Source organism: Pseudomonas sp. NIBRBAC000502773, assembly GCF_006517195.1.
GTDB lineage: Bacteria > Pseudomonadota > Gammaproteobacteria > Pseudomonadales > Pseudomonadaceae > Aquipseudomonas > Aquipseudomonas marginalis.
The window spans coordinates 1,794,918-1,819,109 of the sequence record NZ_CP041189.1 but is presented as its reverse complement, the minus strand read 5'-3'; the positions used below and the strand labels follow the sequence as shown (position 1 = coordinate 1,819,109).

24 protein-coding genes are annotated in these 24,192 nt (G+C 59.5%); 16 read left to right on the top strand and 8 right to left on the bottom strand.

Features of this window, described 5'->3' with window-relative positions:
• Positions 1 to 10 precede the first annotated feature (10 nt).
• On the bottom strand, positions 11 to 1,222 hold the full coding sequence (locus NIBR502773_RS08300; protein ID WP_141155823.1) for a site-specific integrase: 1,212 nt from the start codon (positions 1,220 to 1,222) through the stop codon (positions 11 to 13).
• A 455-nt stretch (positions 1,223 to 1,677) separates the two neighbouring features.
• On the opposite strand from NIBR502773_RS08300, the gene NIBR502773_RS08295 reads away from it, so the two are divergent.
• On the top strand, positions 1,678 to 3,060 hold the full coding sequence (locus tag NIBR502773_RS08295; RefSeq protein WP_141155822.1) for an MFS transporter: 1,383 nt from the start codon (positions 1,678 to 1,680) through the stop codon (positions 3,058 to 3,060).
• Positions 3,061 to 3,120: 60 nt separating this feature from the next.
• Here NIBR502773_RS08295 and NIBR502773_RS08290 read toward each other — a convergent pair whose 3' ends face one another.
• The 4 genes from NIBR502773_RS08290 to flgA form a co-directional block, all read right to left on the bottom strand.
• Complete coding sequence (locus tag NIBR502773_RS08290) at positions 3,121 to 3,870, bottom strand: flagellar brake protein (RefSeq protein WP_141155821.1); 750 nt, start codon at positions 3,868 to 3,870, stop codon at positions 3,121 to 3,123.
• Between the two features lie 96 nt (positions 3,871 to 3,966).
• Positions 3,967 to 4,437, bottom strand: a complete 471-nt coding sequence (locus NIBR502773_RS08285; RefSeq protein ID WP_065939082.1) for a flagella synthesis protein FlgN — start codon at positions 4,435 to 4,437, stop codon at positions 3,967 to 3,969.
• 48 nt (positions 4,438 to 4,485) lie between these two features.
• A complete protein-coding gene (gene flgM, locus NIBR502773_RS08280; protein WP_065926184.1) occupies positions 4,486 to 4,809 on the bottom strand; it encodes a flagellar biosynthesis anti-sigma factor FlgM in 324 nt (107 codons plus the stop codon).
• Positions 4,810 to 4,949: 140 nt separating this feature from the next.
• Complete coding sequence (gene flgA, locus NIBR502773_RS08275; RefSeq protein ID WP_065926183.1) at positions 4,950 to 5,714, bottom strand: flagellar basal body P-ring formation chaperone FlgA; 765 nt, start codon at positions 5,712 to 5,714, stop codon at positions 4,950 to 4,952.
• A 93-nt stretch (positions 5,715 to 5,807) separates the two neighbouring features.
• On the opposite strand from flgA, the gene NIBR502773_RS08270 reads away from it, so the two are divergent.
• The 8 genes from NIBR502773_RS08270 to NIBR502773_RS08240 all read left to right on the top strand — a co-directional run bounded on the left by NIBR502773_RS08270 (position 5,808) and on the right by NIBR502773_RS08240 (position 12,062).
• The gene (locus NIBR502773_RS08270; protein ID WP_027607784.1) at positions 5,808 to 6,740 is read left to right on the top strand and encodes a chemotaxis protein CheV; all 933 of its coding nucleotides are present in this window, start codon (positions 5,808 to 5,810) and stop codon (positions 6,738 to 6,740) included.
• Positions 6,741 to 6,781: 41 nt separating this feature from the next.
• A complete protein-coding gene (cheR, locus tag NIBR502773_RS08265) occupies positions 6,782 to 7,609 on the top strand; it encodes a protein-glutamate O-methyltransferase CheR (RefSeq protein WP_027607785.1) in 828 nt (275 codons plus the stop codon).
• A 304-nt stretch (positions 7,610 to 7,913) separates the two neighbouring features.
• On the top strand, positions 7,914 to 8,321 hold the full coding sequence (gene flgB, locus NIBR502773_RS08260) for a flagellar basal body rod protein FlgB (protein WP_003175633.1): 408 nt from the start codon (positions 7,914 to 7,916) through the stop codon (positions 8,319 to 8,321).
• 3 nt (positions 8,322 to 8,324) lie between these two features.
• Positions 8,325 to 8,768 (top strand): flagellar basal body rod protein FlgC, encoded by a 444-nt coding sequence (gene flgC, locus NIBR502773_RS08255; protein WP_024076985.1) that lies wholly within the window; start codon positions 8,325 to 8,327, stop codon positions 8,766 to 8,768.
• Positions 8,769 to 8,784: 16 nt separating this feature from the next.
• A complete protein-coding gene (gene flgD, locus NIBR502773_RS08250) occupies positions 8,785 to 9,510 on the top strand; it encodes a flagellar hook assembly protein FlgD (protein ID WP_065939080.1) in 726 nt (241 codons plus the stop codon).
• A 31-nt stretch (positions 9,511 to 9,541) separates the two neighbouring features.
• Positions 9,542 to 10,846, top strand: coding sequence for a flagellar hook protein FlgE (gene flgE, locus NIBR502773_RS08245; protein WP_092359502.1), 1,305 nt, complete (start codon positions 9,542 to 9,544; stop codon positions 10,844 to 10,846).
• 176 nt (positions 10,847 to 11,022) lie between these two features.
• Positions 11,023 to 11,388 (top strand): hypothetical protein, encoded by a 366-nt coding sequence (locus NIBR502773_RS31245; protein WP_373682381.1) that lies wholly within the window; start codon positions 11,023 to 11,025, stop codon positions 11,386 to 11,388.
• Complete coding sequence (locus NIBR502773_RS08240) at positions 11,385 to 12,062, top strand: hypothetical protein (protein ID WP_373682380.1); 678 nt, start codon at positions 11,385 to 11,387, stop codon at positions 12,060 to 12,062. The genes NIBR502773_RS31245 and NIBR502773_RS08240 overlap by 4 nt, the downstream gene beginning before the upstream one ends.
• 102 nt (positions 12,063 to 12,164) lie before the next feature.
• On the opposite strand, the gene NIBR502773_RS08235 is transcribed toward NIBR502773_RS08240, so the two are convergent.
• The gene (locus tag NIBR502773_RS08235; RefSeq protein ID WP_141155820.1) at positions 12,165 to 15,059 is read right to left on the bottom strand and encodes a ribonucleoside-diphosphate reductase subunit alpha; all 2,895 of its coding nucleotides are present in this window, start codon (positions 15,057 to 15,059) and stop codon (positions 12,165 to 12,167) included.
• Between the two features lie 736 nt (positions 15,060 to 15,795).
• On the opposite strand from NIBR502773_RS08235, the gene NIBR502773_RS08230 reads away from it, so the two are divergent.
• Both NIBR502773_RS08230 and NIBR502773_RS08225 read left to right on the top strand, forming a co-directional pair.
• The gene (locus NIBR502773_RS08230; protein WP_141155819.1) at positions 15,796 to 16,521 is read left to right on the top strand and encodes a response regulator; all 726 of its coding nucleotides are present in this window, start codon (positions 15,796 to 15,798) and stop codon (positions 16,519 to 16,521) included.
• Complete coding sequence (locus tag NIBR502773_RS08225) at positions 16,518 to 18,128, top strand: ATP-binding protein (RefSeq protein WP_141155818.1); 1,611 nt, start codon at positions 16,518 to 16,520, stop codon at positions 18,126 to 18,128. Before NIBR502773_RS08230 ends, NIBR502773_RS08225 begins: the two co-directional genes overlap by 4 nt.
• A 42-nt stretch (positions 18,129 to 18,170) precedes the next feature.
• Here the strand turns inward: NIBR502773_RS08225 and NIBR502773_RS08220 are convergent, their stop codons facing one another.
• Entirely contained in the window at positions 18,171 to 18,896 is a 726-nt protein-coding gene (locus NIBR502773_RS08220) for a 4'-phosphopantetheinyl transferase (RefSeq protein ID WP_141155817.1), read from the bottom strand.
• A 136-nt stretch (positions 18,897 to 19,032) separates the two neighbouring features.
• Between NIBR502773_RS08220 and NIBR502773_RS08215 the strand changes: the two genes are divergently transcribed.
• Genes NIBR502773_RS08215 through NIBR502773_RS08205 form a run of 3 tightly spaced genes read left to right on the top strand, consistent with a single transcriptional unit; the run spans position 19,033 to position 21,380 of the window.
• Positions 19,033 to 19,341, top strand: coding sequence for a hypothetical protein (locus NIBR502773_RS08215; RefSeq protein WP_115488987.1), 309 nt, complete (start codon positions 19,033 to 19,035; stop codon positions 19,339 to 19,341).
• An 18-nt stretch (positions 19,342 to 19,359) separates the two neighbouring features.
• Complete coding sequence (locus tag NIBR502773_RS08210) at positions 19,360 to 20,037, top strand: response regulator (protein ID WP_017138377.1); 678 nt, start codon at positions 19,360 to 19,362, stop codon at positions 20,035 to 20,037.
• Entirely contained in the window at positions 20,034 to 21,380 is a 1,347-nt protein-coding gene (locus tag NIBR502773_RS08205) for an ATP-binding protein (protein ID WP_141155816.1), read from the top strand. Before NIBR502773_RS08210 ends, NIBR502773_RS08205 begins: the two co-directional genes overlap by 4 nt.
• 138 nt (positions 21,381 to 21,518) lie before the next feature.
• Here NIBR502773_RS08205 and NIBR502773_RS08200 read toward each other — a convergent pair whose 3' ends face one another.
• Entirely contained in the window at positions 21,519 to 22,517 is a 999-nt protein-coding gene (locus NIBR502773_RS08200) for an AraC family transcriptional regulator (RefSeq protein WP_141155815.1), read from the bottom strand.
• A gap of 27 nt (positions 22,518 to 22,544) precedes the next feature.
• Here NIBR502773_RS08200 and NIBR502773_RS30620 point away from each other — a divergent pair, with 27 nt between their 5' ends.
• Positions 22,545 to 22,682 carry a hypothetical protein gene (locus tag NIBR502773_RS30620; RefSeq protein ID WP_168166802.1) on the top strand — a complete coding sequence of 46 codons (138 nt, stop codon included), beginning with the start codon at positions 22,545 to 22,547 and terminating at the stop codon, positions 22,680 to 22,682.
• 174 nt (positions 22,683 to 22,856) lie between these two features.
• Positions 22,857 to 24,188 (top strand): dicarboxylate/amino acid:cation symporter, encoded by a 1,332-nt coding sequence (locus NIBR502773_RS08195; protein ID WP_115488990.1) that lies wholly within the window; start codon positions 22,857 to 22,859, stop codon positions 24,186 to 24,188.
• Positions 24,189 to 24,192: the final 4 nt, after the last annotated feature.

Below are 24,192 nucleotides of genomic sequence, written 5' to 3'. Positions count from 1 at the left end.
ACCATTGAATTCAGATTAGCTCGACAGCCGCTGCTTTGGTTCCGGGGGCCAAGTGTGCGTAACGCAATGTCATCTTTATGTCGCTATGGCCTAGCAGATCCCGCACTGTGTTCAGCGGCACTCCGGCCATCACCAGTCGTGATGCGAAGTCGTGACGCATGTCATGCCACCGAAAGCCAATCACCTGGGCTCGTTCGAGTAGTTTGAGCCATGCGCTTTTGACGTCTTCAAAGCGGCCGCCTTCTCGGTTTGCAAAAACATAGGGGCTCGCACCTGATTGCTTTTTCCATTCTACAAGGGCGGTAAAGACTTCCGTATTCATTTGAATGTGACGTGTATCGCTGGTTTTTGTTGTGTTGCCAGTGACAGTAATGGTCTTTGTGTCGAAATTTACCGAGGACCATTTGAGGTCAAACAGCTCCCCACGTCTCATGCCAGTCTTCAGCGAAACGATAATCATCGGCTTCAGGTGATCCGTGAATTGTAGGTCTAGGAAACTCTGCATTTGCTCCTTACCTCTGTACTCTCGACATTTGTTTGCTCTTTCACGTTCACGTCGCATTTCGTCTTGGCGTGCATCTAATGCCGCGCGCAGGCGTTTGTCCTCTTCTACAGACAAATACCGTACCACTCCGATGGAGTCGACTTTTCGCTGCTTCAGTTTTGCCATTGGGTGGGCGGTGATGTATTCCCATTCTAACGCCCGGCTAAACACGCCACTGATTGAGCCCATCTTGCGATTGACGGTCGAGGGCTTGTTGCCAGCTTGCATCCAGGTGGTACGGATCTGCTCAAGGTCCCGACCGGTGATTGCGTCGATCCGCTGAGCCATGATGGTGTCGAAATTGTTGTCTAAAGTGTGCAGCGTTTTTGCGTGGCCCTTGTGGTGAGTCTTGAACCACGGCATATATGTGTCGTCGATGAACTCGCGTAGCGAGGGGAGGGCAGTACCTTTTCTGCCGTGGGTGACTGCAAGAGGCTCGCCGTGTTTGCGCGCTTCATATAGGTACTGAGTTGCTTCCTGCCGGGCTTGGTCTAGCGTGAGCATACCGACTCGTCCCAACGCCTTTTTTCGACCGCGTCCCCACCTGACAATATACGACTTGGCTCCGGCTGCCGTGACACGCACGTGTAGGCCTATCACGATGGTGTCGTGTACTTCGTACTCCTTGCCGGTGACTTCCAGCGAAGACAGTATTTTGCCAGTTAGTTTTTCTTTCACCTGATCTCCGTGGGTGCAATATGGGTGCAAAAAACACTATACGGATCTGTCTTCTCGGACGCAATCGGACTGAAAGCCCCGTAATTACTGGCGATACCCTTTGGTTGCTAGGCGCGAATTGGCCCTCCTAAGGGGAAGGTTGGCCGTTCGAACCGGCCCTGGGACACCAGATTCGAAGTCCGTCGAGAAAGCCCCGCACAGAACCTCCTGGCGGGGCTTTTTTGTGGGCGCTCGATCTTTTTGCACGCAGGTCGAACCTTGCCGCCGATCAAGGTTCACAGCAGGTGCTGTGATGTATTTGTCGCAACCATGTACCTTGCGCCCCATCCGACAGCGTCTGAGCTGTAAGCAAAATAATCCCCGGAACAGCGCATGTTGCCTGTCCGGACCCTGTCACCCCGGACTATCATGCCGATAGCCCTGTCTCTCACCGCAAGGAGCCGCTCGGAACGCCGATGCGCCAGATCTGGAAATCTTTTCGAGCCCTTTATTTCGCCTCCCTGATGATGCTGATTGGCTCTGGCCTGCTCAGTACCTACCTGGCCTTGCGCCTGGCGGCCGACCACGTCGACAGCCTATGGGTGGGTGCACTGATGGCGGCCAACTACTTTGGCCTGGTGCTGGGCGGCAAGATCGGGCATCGCCTGATTGCCCGGGTTGGGCATATTCGTGCCTACGCCACCTGTGCCGGGATTGTTGGTGCGGCGGTGCTGGGCCATGGCCTGGTCGATTGGCTGCCGGCCTGGATTGTGCTGCGGGTAATCGTGGGCCTGGGGATGATGTGCCAGTACATGGTCATCGAGAGCTGGCTCAATGAGCAGGCCGATGCCAAGCAGCGTGGCGTAGTGTTCAGTGGTTATATGATCGCCTCCTACCTGGGTCTGGTATTGGGCCAGTTGATACTGGTGATGCATCCCCAGCTTGGCCTGGAGCTGCTGATGCTGGTGGCGCTGTGTTTCGCCCTGTGCCTGGTGCCGGTGGCCATGACCCGGCGCATTCACCCGGCGGCGTTGCATCCTGCGCCGATGGAGCCGCGCTTCTTTATCAAGCGTGTGCCGCAGTCGCTGAGTACGGTGTTGGGGGCGGGGTTGATCGTCGGTTCGTTCTACGGCCTGGCGCCGCTGTATGCCTCCCAGCAAGGGTTGAGCACTGAACAGGTGGGCCTGTTCATGGGTAGCTGCATTTTTGCCGGGTTGCTGGTGCAGTGGCCGTTGGGCTGGCTGTCGGATCGTTATGATCGCGCGCTGCTGATCCGCTGCTTCGCCTTGTGCCTGGCGGTGGCGGCACTGCCGTTGGCAATCATGACCCAGGTGCCGCTGGAGGTGCTGTTCGTGGCGGGCTTCCTGTGTTCTCTCGTGCAGTTTTGCCTGTATCCATTGGCGGTGGCGTTTTCCAACGACCATGTAGAGGGGGATCGCCGGGTATCGCTGACGGCCATGCTGCTGGTGACCTACGGTATCGGCGCCAGTGTCGGGCCGTTGCTGGCGGGTGTGGTGATGAAGCTGTTCGGCAGCCAGATGCTGTATGCGTTTTTCAGTCTGTGCGCGCTGATCCTGGTGTGGCGAATCCGGCCTAAGGCGGTGACCAACCTGCACCAGGTGGAAGATGCCCCCCTGCATCACGTGGCAATGCCCGACAGTATGTCGAGTTCACCGCTGGTGGCAGCGCTGGACCCGCGGGTGGACGAGCAGGTGGTGCAGGAGCAGATGCAGACTGTCCCCGATCCCGAGCCGCAGGTCGATCCGGAGCTGCCGGTGGATGAGCCCGCCTTCGAAGGGCCACCCGAGCCTCTGGGGCCGGACGAGCATCCCCACGAATTGAGCAGGGCGCGCCCCTGAAAGCAAAAACGGGCAGGTCCCAAAGGGTCTGCCCGTATTTTTTGCTGCGATGGTTAAGGATCAAAAATCGTCGTCTTTGTCGAACCGTCGTGCTTCACGCTGCAGCTGGTACACAAAACGCTCGACCTGGCGTTGCACCAAACCACTCATGTTGTGGAAGCGCACACCGGCAAAGGTCGTGTTGATCCTTTCCTCGAAGTGCAGGTATCGCAGTTCGACGGCGGTGGTCATGCTGCCAAACGGCAGGGCTGCGATAAAACGGTCGTAGACCTGGCCCAGTTGCAGGCGCTCGGAAATATCGCCTTCAAAACGCAACTTGCAGCCGGTGGCGGAAATATCCAGCAGTTTGCCGTTGATCGGCAGCTGAAGCTTCTCGCCGCCCAGCTCGATATTCACCAGTTGCGCCAGCTTCAACGCGGCGCGGAAGGCATTGCGGCGCTGATGGTAGACCACCTCGCCCGGCAGGCTGCCGGTGTAGATACGGTGGCCGTCTTTTTCGCTGATGGTCAAGGTGCCATTGCTTTCCCAGGCGACGCGTACGCCATCATGGAAACCTTCGATGCGAAAGGGTTCGCCGTTTTCGAGGTAGCGCTCGCCGTCTCGGGGGATCATTTCGTCCAGCGCCAGCGTGTTGCTGTCGCGGTTGACATCCACCAGGTAGCTCTGGAAGCGCTGGCTGCGTTCATGGAAAGTGATGATCAGCGGGTCATGGCTGTCTTGCAGCATCCGCAAGGTGCCGGCGATTTCCAGAGGCGTGGTGAGGACCTTGGGTGGCTGCGGGGCATCTTCCGCATTAAGGGCGTTGAACACGGTTCTTCCATCTCCAGACAAAATACGACTACACGCAAGAACCGGCATTTTGCCAGCATGTGGCGGGCCTTGGATAGGGCGCGCTGTAAACCGGTGTCAGGCTTGGCTGCGAGTGCTTGGCTTGACCAGGCGCGAGGTGGAGCCCTGGGCGTTATAGAGTGCCGGAGGCTCTCCGCCGTGGAGTATACGCAACTGGTTGGCGGTCGTGGCTTGCTGAAGCTGGATCGACTGACCGTTAAGCAGGTTGGCTTCCTGGCACTGGGCGAGCAATTGGTTGAGTTCTTTGCTCTGGCTCAGCAGTTGATCGCCGACCGAGGAGTGGCTGGCCAATTGCGCCAGGCCGTCGTGGTCTGCCGGCAGGCCGAGGCTGATGAGGATCTGGCTGCGTTTTTTGCCGTGCTGTTCCAGCAGGACGATCAACGACTGCTTGCGTGCCAGAATTTCTTCCAGCAGCGGCATGTCCCGGCCATAGAGGGCCAGTGATTCTTCTTTGAGCAGCTCGAGCAATTGTTGCGTCGGCGCTAGATCATCAATGATCAGTTGAAGCAAATGTTCGTCGTGATGCATGGCTGGCCTTGGGTTTTAAGCGTCCAAAAGCCCTGCGCAGGCCTTTGCCTAGCGCTCGGCTTCGAAGTTAAGCAGCTTGCTGGCTACACGGTTGCTGTCGACTTTATAGCTGCCATCGGCGATCGCCTGTTTCAATTCGGCCACGCGGGCTTTATTGACGACCGGTTGATCGCGCAGCGAGTCAGTGACCTTCTGCAACTGTTGAGCCTCATTGCTCAGGTGTACGGATTCCCCGCTTTGGCTGGCACTGGCCTGTTCTGCCTTGGCGGGCAGCGCCGGAGCCTTGGCTTCTACGCTGTCCTTGGGGCTGGTGGTGCGCGTAGTGCCTGACGTCGTCGGGGTGTTATTCAAACGGCTGAAATCGATGACCATGATAAAAAACCTCTGGGTATTTGGACGCTTGCCATGTTTTCGGCCATACCCGGACAAACTTTAGGCGCGAATGACAATAAATCTCCGCACGGGGCCTCTCGTGCACAGTGTAGGAAAACCCAGCGTCCTGTACCAGTAATCTATAAAGCGACCTCGACTTGCCCTGGGGCTGTCACCCGCGCCTTGATCACGCGGTTGGAGTTGAGGTTCTTGACGCGAATCTGTTCGCTCATGCCGCCGTTGGACAGCGCTTCGCCCGGCATTTTCACATTCAAGCCGCCGCTGCTCGCGGAAATCACCACCTGGTCGCCCTTGCGGATGACCTCCGCCTGTTCCAGGTGTACCAGGGTAATGACCTGATCGGTGACCACTGGTCGGGTCAATCTTTGCCCGATGGCCTGGTCCAGGGATGTCAGGTAGCCCTGGCTGATCTGGCTGATGTCGCGCTCACGCAGTACGACATCCTCGAAATCGATGATGCCCGTGCGCTTCAGTGGGCGGGCAACCACCACCACATCACGGAACAATTTGACCTGGGCCGGTACGAACACGGTCCAGGGCGAGGCGCCTTCGCAGCGTACCTTGACCGTTACGCGCCCGATCGGTTGGGCGGGACTTTCCAGGGTCGCTGTCAATTCCTTGTCGCACATCGGCATGCGCAGACGCGGGTCCAACTGGTTGACCTGGATTTCATAACGCCCCGGCGTCTGTGTGGTTGCCAGATAATCTTCTACAGTGAACTCAAGAAAGCCTTGGGTGACGCCGATAAGTAGATCAGGCAAGGTGACGTTCTCTGCACGGGCCGTGGTGCCCAGGCTGAAGGCAAGCAGCGCCAACGGTACGCAGAGCAATCTGCAAAACCGTGTCAGGTGAAGGCGTCGGGAAACTGTCGTTTTAATGTCCATAATTCAACAAATAGCAAAGCTCGTGCCGTTTTAGTGTTGGGGGCGCGCCGCCCTTGTAGGTATAGCCAAAGGTTTTAGCGTAGGAGTCATGGCATGGCAGGAGTAATGGATTCAGTAAACCAGCGCACACAGCTGGTAGGGCAGAATCGCCTGGAGTTGCTGCTGTTTCGCCTGGATGGCAAGCAGCTGTATGGCATCAACGTATTCAAGGTGCGGGAAGTGCTGCAATGTCCCAAGCTGACGATCATGCCCAAGTCCAGTCCGGTGGTGTGCGGTGTGGCGAATATTCGTGGTGCGACTATCCCGATTCTTGACCTGGCCCTGGCCACCGGCTCGGCCGGCCTGCAGGATCGCGAGAACCCGTTCGTGATCATTACCGAGTACAACACCAAGACCCAGGGTTTCCTGGTGCGCTCGGTGGAACGCATCGTCAACATGAACTGGGAAGAGATTCATCCGCCGCCCAAGGGCACCGGTCGCGATCACTACCTTACGGCGGTGACGCGGGTCGATAACCAGTTGGTGGAGATCATCGACGTGGAGAAGATCCTCGCCGAAGTGGCGCCTACCTCGGAATCGATTTCCGTGGGGGTGGTCGACGCCGAAACGGCGCACAAGGCGGTCTCGCTGCGTGTGCTGACGGTGGATGACTCCTCGGTAGCGCGCAAACAGGTGACTCGCTGCCTGCAAACCGTCGGCGTGGACGTTGTCGCCCTCAATGACGGGCGTCAGGCATTGGATTACCTGCGTAAGCTGGTGGATGAAGGTAAGAAGCCGGAAGAAGAATTCTTGATGATGATCTCTGACATCGAGATGCCGGAAATGGACGGCTATACCCTCACTGCAGAGATACGCAGCGATCCACGCATGCAAAAACTGCATATCATCCTGCATACTTCGTTGTCGGGCGTATTCAATCAGGCGATGGTCAAGAAAGTCGGTGCCGATGACTTCCTGGCCAAATTCCGCCCTGATGACCTGGCATCCCGGGTAGTCGACCGGATCAAGGCAGCAGATCACGGCTAGGGTTTTCCCCTGGCGGTCATACGATTTTAGAGGCGGTATCAGTGTCTACGGGTAATTTGGATTTTGAACAGTTCCGGGTCTTCCTGGAAAAAGCCTGTGGCATATTGCTCGGTGAAAACAAGCAATACCTGGTATCCAGCCGTCTTAACAAACTGATGGAGCAGCAGGGCATCAAATCCCTGGGCGAGTTGGTTCAGCGGATCCAGGGGCAGCCGCGCAGTGGCCTTAAGGAGATGGTGGTCGATGCCATGACCACCAACGAAACCCTGTGGTTTCGCGATACCTACCCCTTTGAAGTGCTCAAGAGCAAAGTGCTGCCGGAGGCCATCAAGGCCAGCCCGGGCCAGCGCCTGCGTATCTGGTCGGCCGCCTGCTCTTCGGGTCAGGAACCGTACTCGATTTCGATGTCCATCGATGAGTTCGAGCGGACCAACATGGGCCAACTGAAAGCCGGAGCGCAGATCGTCGCCACCGACCTGTCCGGCACCATGCTCACCAACTGCAAGACCGGCGAGTACGACAGCCTGGCCCTGGGCCGTGGCTTGTCCCAGGAACGTTTGCAACGCTACTTCGACCCGAAAGGGGCCGGGCGTTGGGCGGTCAAGGCGCCGATCAAGAACCGTGTGGAGTTTCGCTCGTTCAACCTGCTCGACAGCTACGCCAGCCTGGGCAAGTTTGACATGGTGTTCTGCCGCAACGTGCTGATCTACTTCTCGGCAGAGGTGAAGAAAGACATCCTGTTGCGCATCCACGGCACCCTCAAGCGTGGCGGCTACCTGTTCCTCGGTGCATCCGAGGCGCTCAATGGTTTGCCGGATCACTTCCAGATGGTGCAATGCAGCCCTGGGATCATCTACCAGGCCAAATAATCAGGCCAAATAATATGTGGGAGGGGGCTTGCTCCCGATAGCGGTGTATCAGTGATAGAGACATCAACTGATCAAACGCTATCGGGGCAGCCCCCTCCCACATTTGTTTCTGCGGCAAAGTTGAAGAAAGCGGCAACTCCCCATTGCCGCTTTACTGGCGTCACGCGGAAACCCGTTGCCGCTTTTCTGGCATTGCCGCCGGCAAGCTCCTCGCAACCCCTTGATTTACGGGGGTATCAGATATTGGCATGCGCCTTGCTATAACCCTGTTAACGAACAGCAGGTCAGCCTAAAGGTTTCCGCCATGAGCATCAGCTTCGATAAAGCGCTCGGTATCCACGAACAAGCCCTGGGCTTCCGCGCCCAGCGTGCCGAAGTCCTGGCCAACAACATTGCCAACGCCGACACCCCGAACTACAAGGCTCGGGACCTGGATTTCTCTGCCGTGCTCGCCGCACAGCAGGACAAGACCAAGAACGGCACCTTCGCCTTGAACATGACCAACAGCCGTCATATCGAAGCGCAAGGCCTGAGCAGTGGTGACGAGTCGCTGCTGTATCGCACGCCGATGCAGCCGTCGATCGACCAGAACACCGTCGACGCCCAGTTGGAGCAATCGGCCTATGCCGAGAACTCGGTGAACTTTCAGGCCAGCTTTACCCTGCTCAACAGTAAATTCAAAGGGCTGATGTCAGCCCTGCGTGGAGAGTAAGCCATGTCCCTGTCCAGTGTTTTCAATATTGCCGGCAGTGGCATGAGCGCGCAGACCACGCGCTTGAACACCGTCGCCAGTAACATCGCCAACGCCGAGACCGTGTCTTCGAGCATCGACCAGACCTACCGCGCCCGTCACCCGGTGTTCGCCACCATGTTCCAGGGTGGCCAGAGCGGTGGCAGCGATTCGCTGTTCCAGAACCAGGATGCTGCCGGCCAGGGCGTGCAGGTCCTCGGTGTGGTCGAAGACCAGAGCAACCTCGAGGCCCGTTACGAGCCGAACCATCCTGCCGCGAACGAAAAGGGTTATGTCTATTACCCCAACGTCAACGTGGTCGAGGAAATGGCAGACATGATCTCCGCCAGCCGCTCGTTCCAGACCAACGCGGAAATGATGAACACCGCCAAAACCATGATGCAGAAGGTCCTGACCCTGGGTCAGTGATAAGGGGCGCCAAATAATGGCCATCGTTGATACCACGACCAATACGGCAGTCCAGGACCTTTTCAACTCCAAGGTCAAGACCGCCACCGACAACACCACCGTCGCCGACGCTACCAAGACGGCGACAGGCAGCCAGTCCCTGGGCAAGGATGCGTTCCTGCAATTGCTGGTGACCCAACTGAAAAACCAGAACCCGCTGTCGCCTCAGGACAACGGCGCGTTCGTGGCCCAGTTGGCCCAGTTCAGCAGCCTGGAAGGCATCAACACCCTGAACGACTCGGTCAATGCGATCTCCAGCAACTTCAGCTCGTCGCAGGCGCTGCAGGCATCGTCGCTGGTGGGGCGCTCGATCATCACCCAGACCAACAAGGCTTTGGTGGACACGAGCAAGAGCATGACCGGTTCGGTGGCGGTGACTGCGGCGACAGGCAACGTCTCGATCAAGATCTCCGATAAAGACGGCAACGTGGTGCGCACTATCGATATGGGTGCCCAAAGCGCGGGTTCGTCCGACTTCATCTGGGATGGCAAGAACGACAAGGGCGAGGTCGCCCCAGCCGGCACCTATACCTTTGCGGCGACGACCAAGAACGACAAGGGTGAATCGGTGGCCATGGCGACTTCGTTGCCGGCAACGGTGACCAGTGTGACGTTGAGCAAGACCGGCGGCGAAATGCTGCTGAACCTTGCGGGTGGCATGGGCAGCGTCAAGCTGTCGCAAATTCAGACTATCGGTACATAGAGCCGGCTAAATACGGCAGAGGGAGAGAAACATGTCTTTTAATATCGGCCTTAGCGGCCTCTATGCGGCCAACAAACAACTGGACGTAACCGGCAACAACATCGCCAACGTTGCGACCACTGGCTTCAAGTCGTCCCGTGCGGAGTTCGCGGATATCTACGCCGCGTCCAAACTGGGCACCGGCCAGAACAGCATCGGCAACGGTGTGAACCTGGCAGCGGTGTCCCAGCAGTTCACCCAGGGTGACGTCAACAACAGCGGCGGCGTGCTGGACATGGCGATCCAGGGCGGTGGCTTCTTCGTGCAGAAGGGCAGCGATGGCTCGCTGGAGTACACCCGTAGTGGTGCCTTCCGTGCCGATAAAGACGGCTACATCACCAACAACACCGGTACCTCGCGCCTGCAGGGCTACGCGGCAGATGACGACGGCAAGATCATCAAAGGCGGTTTGACCGACCTGCAACTGAACCTGTCGTACCTACCACCGAAGGCGTCCACCAAAGTGGACTCCACCAGTAACCTGAACTCGTCGGAGCCGGTGATCAACCAAACCACCAAGCCGTTCGACCCGACTGACACCACCACTTTCACCACCCAGTACAGCACCACCCTGTACGACTCCCAGGGCAACTCCCACGAGATGGTGCAGTACATGGTGAAAACCGACGCCAACAAGTGGAGCGCCTACACGCTGATCGATGGCCGTAACCTGGATGGTTCCAAGCCTACAACGACGGGTACCACTGCTCCTGTACCGTCGGTATTGAGCTTTGACGGTGCCGGTAAACTGACGGATATCACCACCGCAGGCGTGTCCGGCACGACCCTGACGCTCACCGGCTGGATCCCGGGCTCGGTGACCAATGGCGTATGGACGCCTAACAAGGCTACAGCGCCAAACATTGCCGTCAACATGGCCAATATCACCCAGTACAACTCCGCCAGTTACCGCAACCCACCGACCACCGACGGTTACGCCACTGGCCAGATCACCGGCCTGAAAATCGACGGCAATGGCGTAATGTTCGCCACGTTCAGCAACCAGCAGAGCAAGGCCATCGGCCAGATCTCCCTGGCCAGCTTCAACAACGAGCAAGGCTTGCAGCCATCGGGCGGCACCACCTGGAGAGAGACCTTCGCTTCGGGCCAGCCGGGTTATGACTCCCCGCAATCCGGTACCCTGGGTTCGATCGTGGCCAACTCCCTGGAGAACTCCAACGTCAACCTGACCAACGAGCTGGTGGACCTGATCAAGGCCCAGAGCAACTACCAGGCGAACGCCAAGACCATCTCGACCCAGAGCACTATCATGCAGACCATCATTCAGATGACCTGATGCCGTAGGCTCCATACCAAGCCCCTCGCAAGAGGGGCTTTTTTGTGGGCGTAAGAAAAAGCCATAAAAAAATTAAAGTTACTTGTCGAAATGCTTGAGGAGGAACACTCCATTCCTGCCTTGCCACTGATTGGTCCAGAGCCTTGCGGGCTTACCAATCAATGGGAGCACCAAAGATGTGGAGTTCAGGAGTTTCTGCGTCAAGTACAGGTCGCATACCTTTTTTGTCGGGCGTTGCGCGAGGTGATTCGCCGCCTGTTGAACCTGCTGCTGAAGTATCTACGGTTAAGTCGTTGCTCAACCAGTTGCTTGATGCAGATAAAGATGGCAAGACCCAAACGGTTCAGGACCTGCGCAACAAGTTGAATGAGTTGCGCGAGAAATTGGGTGACGAGAAATTCAAGGAAATCCTTAAGAAACTGGCCGAAGAAGCCGATGGCAGGCTGCTTGAACTTCTCAAGCGGCTGCTTCGGGAGTGGTTTCCTGATAACGATGATGTAACGCCACCGCGAGGAGGGGGCCGGGGGGCGGTGCAGGGGTGAATCCGCAGGATTTTGGCCCCTCTGAATCAATGAGTAACAAGCCCTATACCAGCGGGAAAAACTATTTCAACTACAAGCCTGATAACAGTAACCCTGGGCAAAAGCCGGGAACTGGCCGAGAGCCGGGCAATATCTGGAGTGGTTTCAAGCAGGGACCCGACGGCAACTGTGTGACTGTTTCCGCAATAAAGGCTGCCATGATGCGGTATGGCAAGGAACCGACAGATGTGTTCAAGGAGGTAAAAGAGTCGGGTAATGGCTATGACGTAACGATGCGCGATGGATTCAAGCTTCACGTGTCCAAGGGCGAACTGAAAGAGGCGGCAAAGGAGGCCCGCTTCGAGGGGGATGACCCTTCGATGATAACGTCTGCAAACTTCATGTATGCCGCGAGCGCCAAGCGGGCGCAGATGGAAAACAACGATGGCACGGCAGGGTACAGTTTCAAGTCTGCCATGGAGAGCCTCAACAATGGAGAGTACTCCCGCGAAGGTCTGGACCGCTTGGGATTGAAGGGGCTTTACAGGCAGGCGACCGATGCCGACTTGAGAAGCAGCAGAGTCGGAACGGTGGAGTACGGCGGTCATTCGATGGCGGTGATTAACGGCCGTATTGAGTTGTGGGGGCAGCGAGGCGGTGTACCTAAAATGGGTATAGCGACCGTGTTGATCTAGTTCTCTACGAGGGTTTTTCCGGGCAAAAGAAAACCCCCGATACACCGTAGGCATATCGGGGGCTATTCAACCCGGGGTGGTTAAACCCAAGGTGGGCTCAGCTTACTGGCAAGCTTCGCAATCCGGCTCGTCGATTGCACAGGCCTTTGGCACTGGTGCCGGGCCGGCCGGGGCGGCGAGCACCGAATCATCACCGTGGTTACCGCTGGACACAGCGTTCAGCTTGCCGGTGTTGATGGTCGACTTCTCGGTGCTGGTCGCGGCCAGGGCACGGAGGTAGTAAGTGGTTTTCAGGCCACGGTACCAGGCCATGCGGTAGGTCACGTCGAGCTTCTTGCCCGATGCGCCGGCGATGTACAGGTTCAGGGACTGAGCCTGGTCGATCCACTTCTGGCGGCGGCTGGCGGCGTCGACGATCCACTTGGTGTCCACTTCGAAGGCCGTCGCGTAGAGCTCTTTGAGTTCCTGCGGGATGCGTTCGATCTGCTGCACGGAACCGTCGTAGTACTTCAGGTCGTTGATCATGACCGAGTCCCACAGGCCGCGGGCTTTCAGGTCGCGGACCAGATACGGGTTGATCACGGTGAATTCGCCCGACAGGTTCGATTTCACATACAGGTTCTGGTAGGTCGGTTCGATCGACTGCGAGACGCCAGTGATGTTGGCGATGGTCGCGGTCGGTGCGATGGCCATGATGTTGGAGTTACGAATACCTTTCTGCACACGGGCACGTACCGGTGCCCAGTCCAAGGTCTCGTTCAGGTCAACATCGATGTACTTCTGGCCACGGGCTTCGATCAGGATCTGTTGCGAATCCAGCGGCAGGATGCCCTTGGACCACAGCGAACCCTGGAACGTCTCGTAGGCGCCGCGCTCGTCGGCCAGGTCGCAGGAAGCCTGGATCGCGTAGTAGCTGACCGCTTCCATGGACTTGTCGGCGAACTCGACCGCAGCGTCCGAACCGTAGGGAATGTGCTGCAGGTACAGCGCGTCCTGGAAGCCCATGATGCCGAGGCCGACTGGACGGTGCTTGAAGTTGGAGTTCTGCGCCTGTGGCACCGAGTAGTAGTTGATGTCGATCACGTTATCGAGCATGCGTACGGCGGTGTTGACGGTGCGCTCCAGCTTGGCGGTGTCCAGCTTGCCGTTGACGATGTGGTTCGGCAGGTTGATCGAGCCCAGGTTGCAAACGGCGATCTCGTCCTTGTTGGTGTTCAAGGTGATCTCGGTGCACAGGTTCGAGCTGTGGACCACGCCCACGTGCTGCTGCGGGCTGCGCAGGTTGCACGGGTCCTTGAAGGTCAGCCATGGGTGGCCGGTTTCGAACAGCATGGACAGCATCTTGCGCCACAGGTCCTTGGCCTGGATGGTCTTGAACAGCTTGACCTTGCCTGGGTACTCGGTGAGGGCTTCGTAGTACTCGTAGCGCTCTTCGAAGGCCTTGCCGGTCAGGTCGTGCAGGTCCGGCACTTCGGAGGGCGAGAACAGGGTCCACTTGCCGTCATCGAAGACGCGCTTCATGAACAGGTCAGGGATCCAGTTGGCGGTGTTCATGTCGTGGGTACGACGACGGTCATCACCGGTGTTCTTGCGCAGCTCGATGAACTCTTCAATGTCCATGTGCCAGGTTTCCAGGTAGGCACACACCGCGCCTTTGCGCTTGCCGCCCTGGTTGACCGCTACGGCGGTGTCGTTCACGACTTTCAGGAAGGGTACGACGCCCTGGGACTTGCCGTTGGTGCCCTTGATGTACGAACCCAGTGCGCGCACTGGTGTCCAGTCGTTGCCCAGGCCACCGGCGAATTTGGACAACATGGCGTTGTCGTGGATCGCGTGGTAGATGCCCGACAGGTCATCCGGCACGGTGGTCAGGTAGCAGCTCGACAGCTGTGGACGCAGGGTACCGGCGTTGAACAGGGTCGGAGTGGACGACATGTAGTCGAAGGACGACAGCAGGTTGTAGAACTCGATCGCACGGTCTTCCTTGTGCTTCTCTTCGATCGCCAGGCCCATGGCCACGCGCATGAAGAACACTTGCGGCAGTTCGAAACGGATCCCGTCCTTGTGGATGAAGTAACGGTCGTACAGGGTTTGCAGGCCCAGGTAGGTGAACTGCTGGTCGCGCTCGTGATTGATCGCCTTGCCGAGTTTTTCCAGGTCGAAGGTGGCCAGGACCGGGTTCAGCAATTCGAATTCAATACCCTTGGCGATGTAAGCAGGCAGCGCCTTGGCGTACAGCTCGGCCATCTCGTGGTGGGTGGCGCTGTCGGCCACGCCCAGGAAGCCCAGGCCTTCGGCACGCAGGGTGTCCATCAGCAGGCGCGCGGTCACGAACGAGTAGTTCGGCTCGCGTTCAACCAGGGTACGGGCGGTCATCACCAGGGCGGTGTTGACGTCGGTCAGGGCCACGCCGTCGTACAGGTTCTTCAGGGTTTCGCGCTGGATCAGGTCACCGTCGACTTCTTCCAGGCCTTCGCAGGCCTCGGTGATGATGGTGTTCAGGCGGCCCAGGTCCAGCGGCGCGAAGCTGCCGTCGGCCAGGGTGATGCGGATCGATGGGTGCGCTTGCACGGCGGCTTCTTCGGCCGGAGTGCGGACGGCACGTTCCTTGGCGCGCGAATCGCGGTAGATCACATAGTCGCGGGCCACTTTCTGCTCGCCGGCACGCATCAGGGCCAGTTCGACCTGGTCCTGGATTTCTTCGATGTGGATGGTGCCGCCCGACGGCATGCGACGCTTGAAGGTCGCGGTGACCTGTTCGGTCAGGCGGGCAACGGTGTCGTGGATGCGCGACGAGGCAGCAGCGGTGCCGCCTTCAACTGCAAGAAACGCTTTGGTGATGGCGACGGTGATTTTGTCATCGGTGTAAGGAACGACAGTCCCGTTACGCTTGATCACGCGCAATTGGCCAGGTGCAGTGGCGGACAGATCCATAGTCGAATCGGCGGCCTGCGGCACGGAGCCTTGCGGGTTCTCGCGAGTTGTGTCGGTTTGCATGGGGGGTTGTCTCCACATTTCTATATTTATTTGGGCACCATCACGGTGCCCACCGTTCCGTCCTGAAGCACTTACAGCAGGCCTGGGCCTGGCATAACAACTTCGGGACAGGAGGAAGGGAGCTGAACGCGCCGCTTCCATGCCGAAGTCTTCGGTTCGGGGCTCAAACGCCCTTGGCCGTGTTCCTGGTGGGTGACAGTTGCCAGGTTCAAGTACTGCAACACCCGTACCGTTTTCCGCTGTTGGAGCTTGAAAACGGCTGCCATCCGCTTGAGCGGTTTGGGCTTTCAAAAAATGCTTGGATTAGACCCAACAGGAGCAAGAAAGGGCTTGAGTTTCTTGTCTGATTTGTGTTGGGTCTTTTCGCTGAAAACCCTACATGTAGGGTTTTTTTTGCGCCGAGCTACAAGATAATGCGTTTTGGGGGGCTTAGCAACGCACTACCTGTGGATAACGTTGTGAGTAAAATGTGTATGAAACGTGGAACACCCGTGTAGGCCGCAGCGCTGCTGGATTCGGCCGTTTGTCACTGAATATTCCAAGTTGAAAACAGCCGGTTGGATTTTTGAGGGCGCGAACCCTATCACAGAAAAGCGCGATCACCGAATGGATTTCCCGGCTTGTGCGAGAGGGCTTGGGCATGGCTACAATCGGCCTCTGTTATGCCCTCAAAACATTACAAATAAGGTGTGGCCGACTCGGTCAACGCATCCCTTTATAACAACGAGGTTCACCCGTGGAGCAAGAAGCCTGGCACATCCTGATCGTCGAGGACGACGAGCGACTCGCCGAGTTGACCCGCGATTACCTGGAAAGCAACGGCCTGCGGGTTTCTGTGGAAGGTGATGGCGCCCAGGCTGCGGCGCGGATAATCGCCGAGCAACCGGACCTGGTGATTCTCGACCTGATGCTGCCCGGCGAAGACGGCCTGAGCATTTGCCGCAAAGTGCGTGAACGCTACGACGGCGTGATCCTGATGCTCACCGCCCGCACCGACGACATGGACCAGGTGCTCGGCCTGGACATGGGGGCCGACGACTATGTGTGCAAACCCGTGCGCCCGCGCCTGTTGCTCGCGCGTATTCAGGCCCTGTTGCGCCGCAGTGAGCCGGCCGAACCCGCCAGCGTAGGAAGCCAGCGCCGCCTGCAATTCGGCCCGCTGCTGGTGGACAACGCCCTGCGCGAAGCCTGGCTGCAGGGTGACGGTATCGAGTTGACCAGTGCCGAGTTCGACCTGCTGTGGCTGCTGGTGGCGAATGCCGGGCGCATCCTGTCCCGCGAAGAAATTTTTATCGCCCTGCGCGGTATCGGCTACGACGGCCAGGATCGCTCCATTGATGTGCGCATCTCACGGATTCGCCCGAAAATCGGCGATGACCCGATCCACCCGCGGCTGATCAAGACCATCCGCAGCAAAGGCTATCTGTTCGTCCCTGAAGCCGCTGCCGATATGCCGTTGTGAACTCGATCTTCCTGCGTATCTATGGCGGCATGTGCGCGGCGCTGATTCTGGTGGCGCTGCTCGGCGTGCTGGCCCTGCACCTGCTCAACGAGGTGCGCAGTGGCCAGTACCGCGAGCGCCTGGCCCACGGCACCTTTGCCTTGATGGGCGATAACCTGCAGCCCATGAGCGCCATCGAACGCCAGCGCGCCCTGGCCGTGTGGGAGCGCTTGCTCGGCATCCCCCTGGAATTGCGCAACCTCACCGATGCCCAACTGGACCTCAGCCAGCGCACCCGCCTGCAACGCGGCCAGGTGCTGGTGGAGCAGACCGGCCCCCATGCCGCCCGGGTGCTGCGCCTGGTCAGCGATAAGGAACAGTGGGTGCTGACGGGGGAGGTGCAGCAGATCAGCGAGCAACTGGCCCGCGCGACCATTTACCTGCTGGCCGACGAACTGGTGCGCTTCCCCGTGGCCGAGCAGCCGCAACGGCTGGCGGATATAAAGGAAGCCAAGGGCTTTGGTTTCGAAATGCACCTGATGACCCTGGATCAGGCCGATATGGACGACGACCAACGCCGCCGTGTATCGGAGGGTGATACGGTCATGGCCCTGGGCAAGGGCGGCGATTCGATCCGCGTGTTTGCCGGCATGGTCGGCACGCCCTGGGTGCTGGAGCTTGGCCCGCTGTATCAGATGAACCCGTATCCGGCGCAATGGTTGGTCCTGATCGCGTTGATCGGCCTGACCCTGATCGGCCTGATTGTCTATCTATTGGTGCGTCAGCTTGAGCGCCGGCTCCGAGGCCTGGAAGCCGCCGCCACGCGCATCGCCAAAGGCAATCTCGAGGTGCGTGTGCCGGCGCGGGGTGCCGACTCGGTGGGGCGTCTGGCGGCGGCCTTTAATGGCATGGCCGAGCACCTGCAGCAACTGCTGGCGATCCAGCGTGAACTGGTGCGCGCGGTGTCCCATGAACTGCGCACGCCGGTGGCACGCCTGCGCTTCGGCCTGGAGATGATCGGCGACGCCGCCACGCCTGAAGCGCGGCGCAAGTACCTGGAAGGCATGGACAGTGATATCCAGGACCTCGACGGCCTGGTGGATGAAATGCTCACCTACGCAAGGCTTGAGCAGGGTGCGCCGGCGTTGATTTTCCAACGGGTCGACCTCGATGCGCTGCTTGACCAGGTGATCGGCGAATTATCGCCACTGCGCCCGCAGGTGAGCGTGGCCAGGGGGATTTGCCTGTCGTCGGCACATTGGGACGACGCTTGGGTCGATGCCGAGCCGCGCTACTTGCACCGCGCCCTGCAAAACCTGGTGAGCAACGCCATGCGCCACGCCCAGGGCCAGGTGCTGATCAGTTATCAAGTGGGCCAGGTGCGCTGTCGCATAGATGTGGAAGACGACGGGCCCGGCGTACCGGAAAGTGCCTGGGAGCGTATCTTCACGCCGTTCCTGCGCCTGGATGACAGCCGCACCCGTGCCTCGGGCGGGCATGGCCTGGGGTTGTCGATTGTGCGGCGCATCATTTATTGGCACGGCGGGCGAGCGTTGATCAGCAAGAGCAACAACCTGGGCGGCGCCTGCTTCAGCCTGAGTTGGCCCAGGGATCAAGATAAACCCTGACATTCCTCCTGTAGCTACCACGCCGCGCCCGACGCAGCCTCGCTAAGGCTCGACAGCTGCTACGGCTACCAGGCTCAACAGTTGGCCATCACTCACTGAGTATTGCGCCAATAGCTCCTTGCCGTGGCACCACTCGCTGGACAGGTCGATGAGCAAGCGCAAGCGCACATGCCCGGCCTCTGACCACTCCACCACCTCGGCATGTTCAAAATAGAAGCGCTTCTGCACGATCGGGTAGAGCGCCTTGAACAAACTCTCCTTGACCGAAAACGTCAGCGTCACCAGCAAGGCGATCTGTTCTCGCGGCACATCAGCCATACGCTGCAGCTCTTGCACCGTCAGAATTTCCCCGGCCAGGCGCTCCGCCCGTTCCAGGCTCAGCAGGTTCTCCAGGTCCATCCCCAACCCGCGCCATTGCGCCTTGTGTCCGACAATCGCGGCGGCATGCCCGGTGCTGTGGGTAATGGAACCGCTGATGTGGGCGGGCCACACCGGTGCGCGGTCTTCACCGATCGCCGGGATGCAGTTGATCTGATCGAGCTGTTGCAGGGCCGCGCGCGCGCACAGGCGGCCGGCGAGAAACTCGGCCTGACGCTTGGCCACCGAACGCTGGATACTCGCCGGTGGCGGCACGGCGCAGTGTTGGAAGTCGCCAGGTGTCAGCAATGCGGGATCGAACCGGGTGCTGAGAAACACCGTGCCCGGCAAGGGGTCGGGTAGCGGCCAATGGGCGTCGAGTGGGGTGCAGCAAGCGGGTAGGGGCGTCATGGGCGGTATTTTGCCGAGTTGATGGGCAAGAGGATAGCCCGCCGTGATTCAGGCGAGGTTCAGAGCCCGTTCAGGGGGAGTTCAGGGGCGCCTGCGTAGTCTGGCCTCACAGCCAAACGCGTAATGAGGTAACACCATGACTGCGATCAAGAAGCTGATGTTGGCCTTAACCATGCTCAGTGCCACCGTCGGGGTTCAGGCCTCCGATGGTGCCTTTGCCGCATTCGGCCGTGAGAAAACCAAGAAATCCAGCATCCTGATGCAGCGCGTCAGCATCGAAGATGCTGGCAGTCAGCCCACGCCCTGGGGCCAGTCCCTGGGCCAGGCCACACCGCAGCCGAGCTATCGCGCCGGCTATGAACACCTGACCGGCCGGTTCAACGGCATTAAACTGCGCCCGCAAGACCTGCAGGGCCGCTATGATACCCCTCTGTCGGACAGTTGATTTGCTTTGGAGAGCCTTATGAAATTGCTGGTGGTGGAAGATGAGGCGCTGTTGCGCCATCACCTGTTTACCCGCCTGACCGACAGCGGCCACGTGGTCGAGGCCGTGGCCAATGCCGAAGAAGCCCTGTACCAGACCGGTCAATTCAACCATGACCTGGCGATCATCGACCTGGGCCTGCCCGGCATGGGCGGCCTGGACCTGATCCGCCAACTGCGCAGCCAGGCCAAGACCTTTCCGATCCTGATCCTCACCGCGCGCGGCAACTGGCAGGACAAGGTCGAAGGCCTGGCCGCCGGCGCCGACGACTATGTGGTCAAGCCGTTCCAGTTCGAAGAGCTGGAGGCGCGGATGAACGCCTTGCTGCGCCGCTCCAGCGGGTTTACCCAGTCGACCATCGTCGCCGGGCCCTTGCTGCTGGACCTCAACCGCAAGCAGGCGTCCCTCGATGAACAGCCCCTGGCATTGACCGCCTATGAATATCGCATCCTCGAATACCTGATGCGCCATCACCAGCAGGTCGTCGCCAAGGACCGCCTGATGGAGCAGCTCTACCCCGACGACGATGAGCGCGATCCGAATGTGATTGAAGTGCTGGTCGGCCGCCTGCGCCGCAAGCTGGAAGGTCCGGCCGGGTTCAAGCCGATCGACACCGTGCGCGGCCTGGGCTACCTGTTCAATGAGCGCTGCCGTTGATTCGCTCGCTCCGTGTGCGCTTGATGCTGGCGGCCGCCACCCTGGCCGTGCTGTTTATGCTGGGCCTGTTGCCCGCCATGCAGGGCGCGTTCAGCCTGGCATTGCAGGATTCCATCGAGCAGCGCCTGGCGTCGGACGTCACCACACTGATCTCCGCCGCGCGGGTGGAAAACAATCGCCTGCTGATGCCGGCGCAGTTGCCGGATGAACGCTTCAACCTCACCGATAGCCGGTTGCTCGGCTATATCTATGACCGCGAAGGCCACCTGGTGTGGCGTTCGCGGGCCACCCGGGACGAAAACATCAACTACAAGCCGCGCTATGACGGGCGCGGCAACGAGTTTGCGCGGATTCGCGAGTCCGACGGCCAGGAGTTCTTCGTCTATGACGTCGAGGTCAGGCTGCTCGGCGGCAAGAGCGCGGCGTTCAGTATCGTGGCCCTGCAACCGGTGCGCGAATACCAATTGACCCTCGAAGGCCTGCGCGAAAACCTCTACCTGGGCTTCGGCGCGGCACTCCTGGTGCTGCTGACCTTGCTGTGGCTGGGCCTGACCTGGGGCCTGCAGGCCCTGCGGCGATTGAGCCAGGAGCTTGACCAGATCGAAGGCGGTACCCGCGAAAGCCTCTCCGAGCAACACCCGCGCGAATTGCTGCGTCTCACCGGCTCCCTTAACCGCCTGCTGCATAGCGAGCGCGAACAACGGGCACGTTACCGCGACTCCCTCGATGACCTGGCCCACAGCCTGAAAACGCCACTCGCCGTGTTGCAAAGCGTGAGCGAAGACATGGCGCAACGTCCGGAAGATCGCGACCAGGCCTGGGTGCTGCAATCCCAGATCGAACGCATGAGCCAGCAAATCGGCTACCAGCTGCAGCGTGCCAGCCTGCGCAAAAGCGGCCTGGTGCGCCATCAGGTGCGCCTGGAGCCGGTAGTGCAAAGCCTCTGCGATACGCTGGGCAAGGTCTACCGCGACAAGGGCGTCACGGTGTCCTTTGACCTGCCACACGAATGCGATGTACCGATCGAGAAGGGCGCCCTGCTTGAATTGCTCGGCAACCTGCTGGAAAACGCCTACCGGTTGTGCCTGAGTGAAGTACGCATCAGCCTGGTGGAAAATTCCGAAGGGCTCGAGTTGTGCATCGAGGACGACGGCCCCGGAGTGCCACCGGACCAGCGTGCACGGATCCTGCAACGGGGCGAGCGCCTGGACCGTCAGCATCCGGGGCAGGGGATCGGGTTGGCGGTGGTCAAGGACATCATAGAAAGCTATGGCGCGCGATTGACCCTGGGGGATTCGCCGCTGGGTGGCGCGGCGTTCAAGATTCACTTTCCGGCCTTGTGAACGGTAGTGGCTGGGCTGGCCCTATCGGGGGCAAGCCCCCTCCCACATTTTGAACTTATTCACAGATCAAACTTTGTAAACACAGTCAAAGGTGGGAGGGGGGTTGCCCCCGATGAGGCCCTCACACACGACGCAGCGCTAGCTCTCCTGCGCCCGGTAGGCCCCCGGTGTCAGCCCCGTCCACTTCTTGAACGCCCGATGAAACGCCGACGGTTCTGAGAACCCCAGCTGCTCGGCGATCGCCTGCAAGGACAAATCCGCCCGCCCCAGGTGGTAGATGGCGATGTCCCGCCGCAATTCATCCTTGAGCGCCTGAAAGCTGGTGCCTTCTTCGCGCAAATGTCGGCGCAGGGTTTGCGGGCTGACGTGCAAGTGCTGGGCGACGGCTTCCAGGTCTGGCCAAGGCGTGCGGTCGCGGCTCAACGAGCGCCGCAGCTGGCTGCTCAAACTGTCGCCTTCATCCGGGCGTGACAGCAGGTCGGCGGGGGAGCGCTCGAGGAAATGCTTGAGGGTGCGCTCGTCCTGCAACAGAGGCAGGCTCAGGTAGCGGGCGGGAAACACCAGGCTGCTGTGCGCTGCACCGAACACCTGGGCGCAGGGAAACAGCAGGTCATATTCACCGGCGTGGGCCGGCATCGGGTAGCTGAACGTGGCCTGGTGCAAACGAATGCGCTGGCCGATCAGCCAACTGCCCAGGCGGTGCCAGATCACCAGCAGGCATTCGCTGAGGAAGTGATCCGGGTCCCACAGGTGAGAATCATCCAGGCTCAGGCGGGCCATTTCGCCTTCTCGTGTCAGCTGCCAGCGCGGGCCTTGTGGGAATAGGCTATAAAATAATAAGCCGCGTTCCAGAGCCTTCTCCAGGGTGCGGCAGTGGATCAGCGCATGGCACATCATGGCGAAGGTGCCGCGTTTGCTCGGCCCGTCGGCGAACCCCAGGTACTCATCGTCCAGCGCCAGCCAGAGCATTTGCAGCAGCCGGGTAAATTGCTCGGGTGCAATGCGGGCGCGGGGTTCGGTCAACAGCTCCGGGATGATGCCCAGCTGTTGCAACAGCCCCGAATAGTCGTAACCGGCTCGACGCGCACCGCCCAGGGCTGCCCGGGCGTAATGGCTGGCGATGGTACGTTCACGCATGTGGGGCCCTCGTCCATGGAATGGCGGATGGTAGTCATCACCTGGCAGGGCGACAAGGCGGATATCCGCCAAATTGTAGGACGGGATTGGGCGGCGTGGCGGAAATCCGCCAGCCGATTCGGCACATTGGTGGCGGCTTTGAAATCCGCAGCCCTGATGTCTTAAGGCTCCCAGGGGTTTTCAGCAAAGTGGCACGGCGTTTGCGATAAGGATTACAGCGCAGGCCTGGTCCTACAGGCTTCGCAAACAACAAATCCCTCCAGTGCAGGAGGGTTCGCAATTCAAGTGTCGTGGGCAATGGCGGATATTTGCCACACGGGACGATTGAGGAATTTTGCAATGACGACTCGTCAGCCAATCTACAAATCCCTGTATTTCCAGGTGATCGTTGCAATCGTTATCGGTATTTTGCTCGGTCACTTCTACCCGCAGACCGGCGTGGCGCTCAAGCCACTGGGTGACGGCTTCATCAAGCTGATCAAAATGGTCATTGCCCCGATCATCTTTTGCACCGTTGTCAGCGGCATCGCCGGCATGCAAAGCATGAAATCGGTCGGCAAAACCGGCGGCTACGCGCTGCTGTACTTCGAAATCGTTTCCACCATCGCACTGCTGATCGGCCTGATCGTGGTGAACGTCGTGCAACCGGGCGCCGGCATGCACATCGACGTGGCAACCCTGGACGCCTCCAAAGTCGCTGCCTATGTGACTGCCGGTGCTGACCAGAGCATCGTTGGCTTCCTGCTTAACGTGATCCCGAACACCATCGTCGGCGCTTTCGCCAACGGCGACATCCTGCAAGTGCTGATGTTCTCGGTGATCTTCGGTTTCGCCCTGCATCGCCTGGGTGCCTACGGCAAGCCGGTGCTGGACTTCATCGATCGCTTCGCCCACGTGATGTTCAACATCATCAACATGATCATGAAGCTCGCGCCACTCGGTGCCCTGGGCGCCATGGCGTTCACCATCGGTGCCTACGGTGTAGGTTCCCTGGTGCAGTTGGGCCAGTTGATGATCTGCTTCTACATCACTTGCCTGCTGTTCGTGCTGGTGGTGCTGGGTGGTATCTGCCGCGCCCACGGTTTCAGCGTGCTGAAACTGATCCGCTACATCCGTGAAGAGCTGTTGATCGTACTGGGTACTTCTTCCTCCGAGTCCGCACTGCCACGCATGCTGATCAAGATGGAGCGTCTGGGCGCGAAGAAATCCGTAGTCGGCCTGGTGATCCCGACCGGCTACTCGTTCAACCTCGACGGTACCTCGATCTACCTGACCATGGCGGCCGTGTTCATCGCCCAGGCGACTGACACCCACATGGACATCACCCACCAGATCACCCTGCTGCTGGTGCTGCTGCTGTCCTCCAAAGGTGCTGCTGGCGTGACCGGTAGCGGCTTTATCGTACTGGCTGCCACCCTGTCGGCTGTCGGCCACCTGCCGGTTGCCGGCCTGGCGCTGATCCTGGGTATCGACCGCTTCATGTCCGAAGCCCGTGCACTGACCAACCTGGTGGGTAACGCCGTTGCTACCCTCGTTGTGGCCAAGTGGGTCAAGGAACTGGACACCGACAAGCTGCAAAGCGAGCTGGCATCCGGCGGTACCGGAATCTCTGAAACCCGCGAAGTCGATGACCTGGGCGTGGCCGAGGGCCCAGCCCCTGTGATCAAGTAAACCG

Excerpts from the sequence above, each read along its gene's own strand:
- NIBR502773_RS08285 (WP_065939082.1), bottom strand. The coding sequence starts at position 4,437 with ATGCATCACGACGAACATTTGCTTCAACTGATCATTGATGATCTAGCG.
- NIBR502773_RS08210 (WP_017138377.1), top strand. The coding sequence starts at position 19,360 with ATGAAATTGCTGGTGGTGGAAGATGAGGCGCTGTTGCGCCATCACCTG.
- NIBR502773_RS08235 (WP_141155820.1), bottom strand. The coding sequence starts at position 15,059 with ATGCAAACCGACACAACTCGCGAGAACCCGCAAGGCTCCGTGCCGCAG.
- flgD (WP_065939080.1), top strand. The coding sequence starts at position 8,785 with ATGGCCATCGTTGATACCACGACCAATACGGCAGTCCAGGACCTTTTC.
- NIBR502773_RS08200 (WP_141155815.1), bottom strand. The coding sequence starts at position 22,517 with ATGCGTGAACGTACCATCGCCAGCCATTACGCCCGGGCAGCCCTGGGC.
- NIBR502773_RS08220 (WP_141155817.1), bottom strand. The coding sequence starts at position 18,896 with ATGACGCCCCTACCCGCTTGCTGCACCCCACTCGACGCCCATTGGCCG.
- NIBR502773_RS08270 (WP_027607784.1), top strand. The coding sequence starts at position 5,808 with ATGGCAGGAGTAATGGATTCAGTAAACCAGCGCACACAGCTGGTAGGG.
- flgE (WP_092359502.1), top strand. The coding sequence starts at position 9,542 with ATGTCTTTTAATATCGGCCTTAGCGGCCTCTATGCGGCCAACAAACAA.
- NIBR502773_RS08195 (WP_115488990.1), top strand. The coding sequence starts at position 22,857 with ATGACGACTCGTCAGCCAATCTACAAATCCCTGTATTTCCAGGTGATC.
- NIBR502773_RS08295 (WP_141155822.1), top strand. The coding sequence starts at position 1,678 with ATGCGCCAGATCTGGAAATCTTTTCGAGCCCTTTATTTCGCCTCCCTG.
- flgB (WP_003175633.1), top strand. The coding sequence starts at position 7,914 with ATGAGCATCAGCTTCGATAAAGCGCTCGGTATCCACGAACAAGCCCTG.
- flgM (WP_065926184.1), bottom strand. The coding sequence starts at position 4,809 with ATGGTCATCGATTTCAGCCGTTTGAATAACACCCCGACGACGTCAGGC.
- NIBR502773_RS08215 (WP_115488987.1), top strand. The coding sequence starts at position 19,033 with ATGACTGCGATCAAGAAGCTGATGTTGGCCTTAACCATGCTCAGTGCC.
- flgA (WP_065926183.1), bottom strand. The coding sequence starts at position 5,714 with ATGGACATTAAAACGACAGTTTCCCGACGCCTTCACCTGACACGGTTT.
- flgC (WP_024076985.1), top strand. The coding sequence starts at position 8,325 with ATGTCCCTGTCCAGTGTTTTCAATATTGCCGGCAGTGGCATGAGCGCG.
- NIBR502773_RS31245 (WP_373682381.1), top strand. The coding sequence starts at position 11,023 with ATGTGGAGTTCAGGAGTTTCTGCGTCAAGTACAGGTCGCATACCTTTT.
- NIBR502773_RS30620 (WP_168166802.1), top strand. The coding sequence starts at position 22,545 with ATGGTAGTCATCACCTGGCAGGGCGACAAGGCGGATATCCGCCAAATT.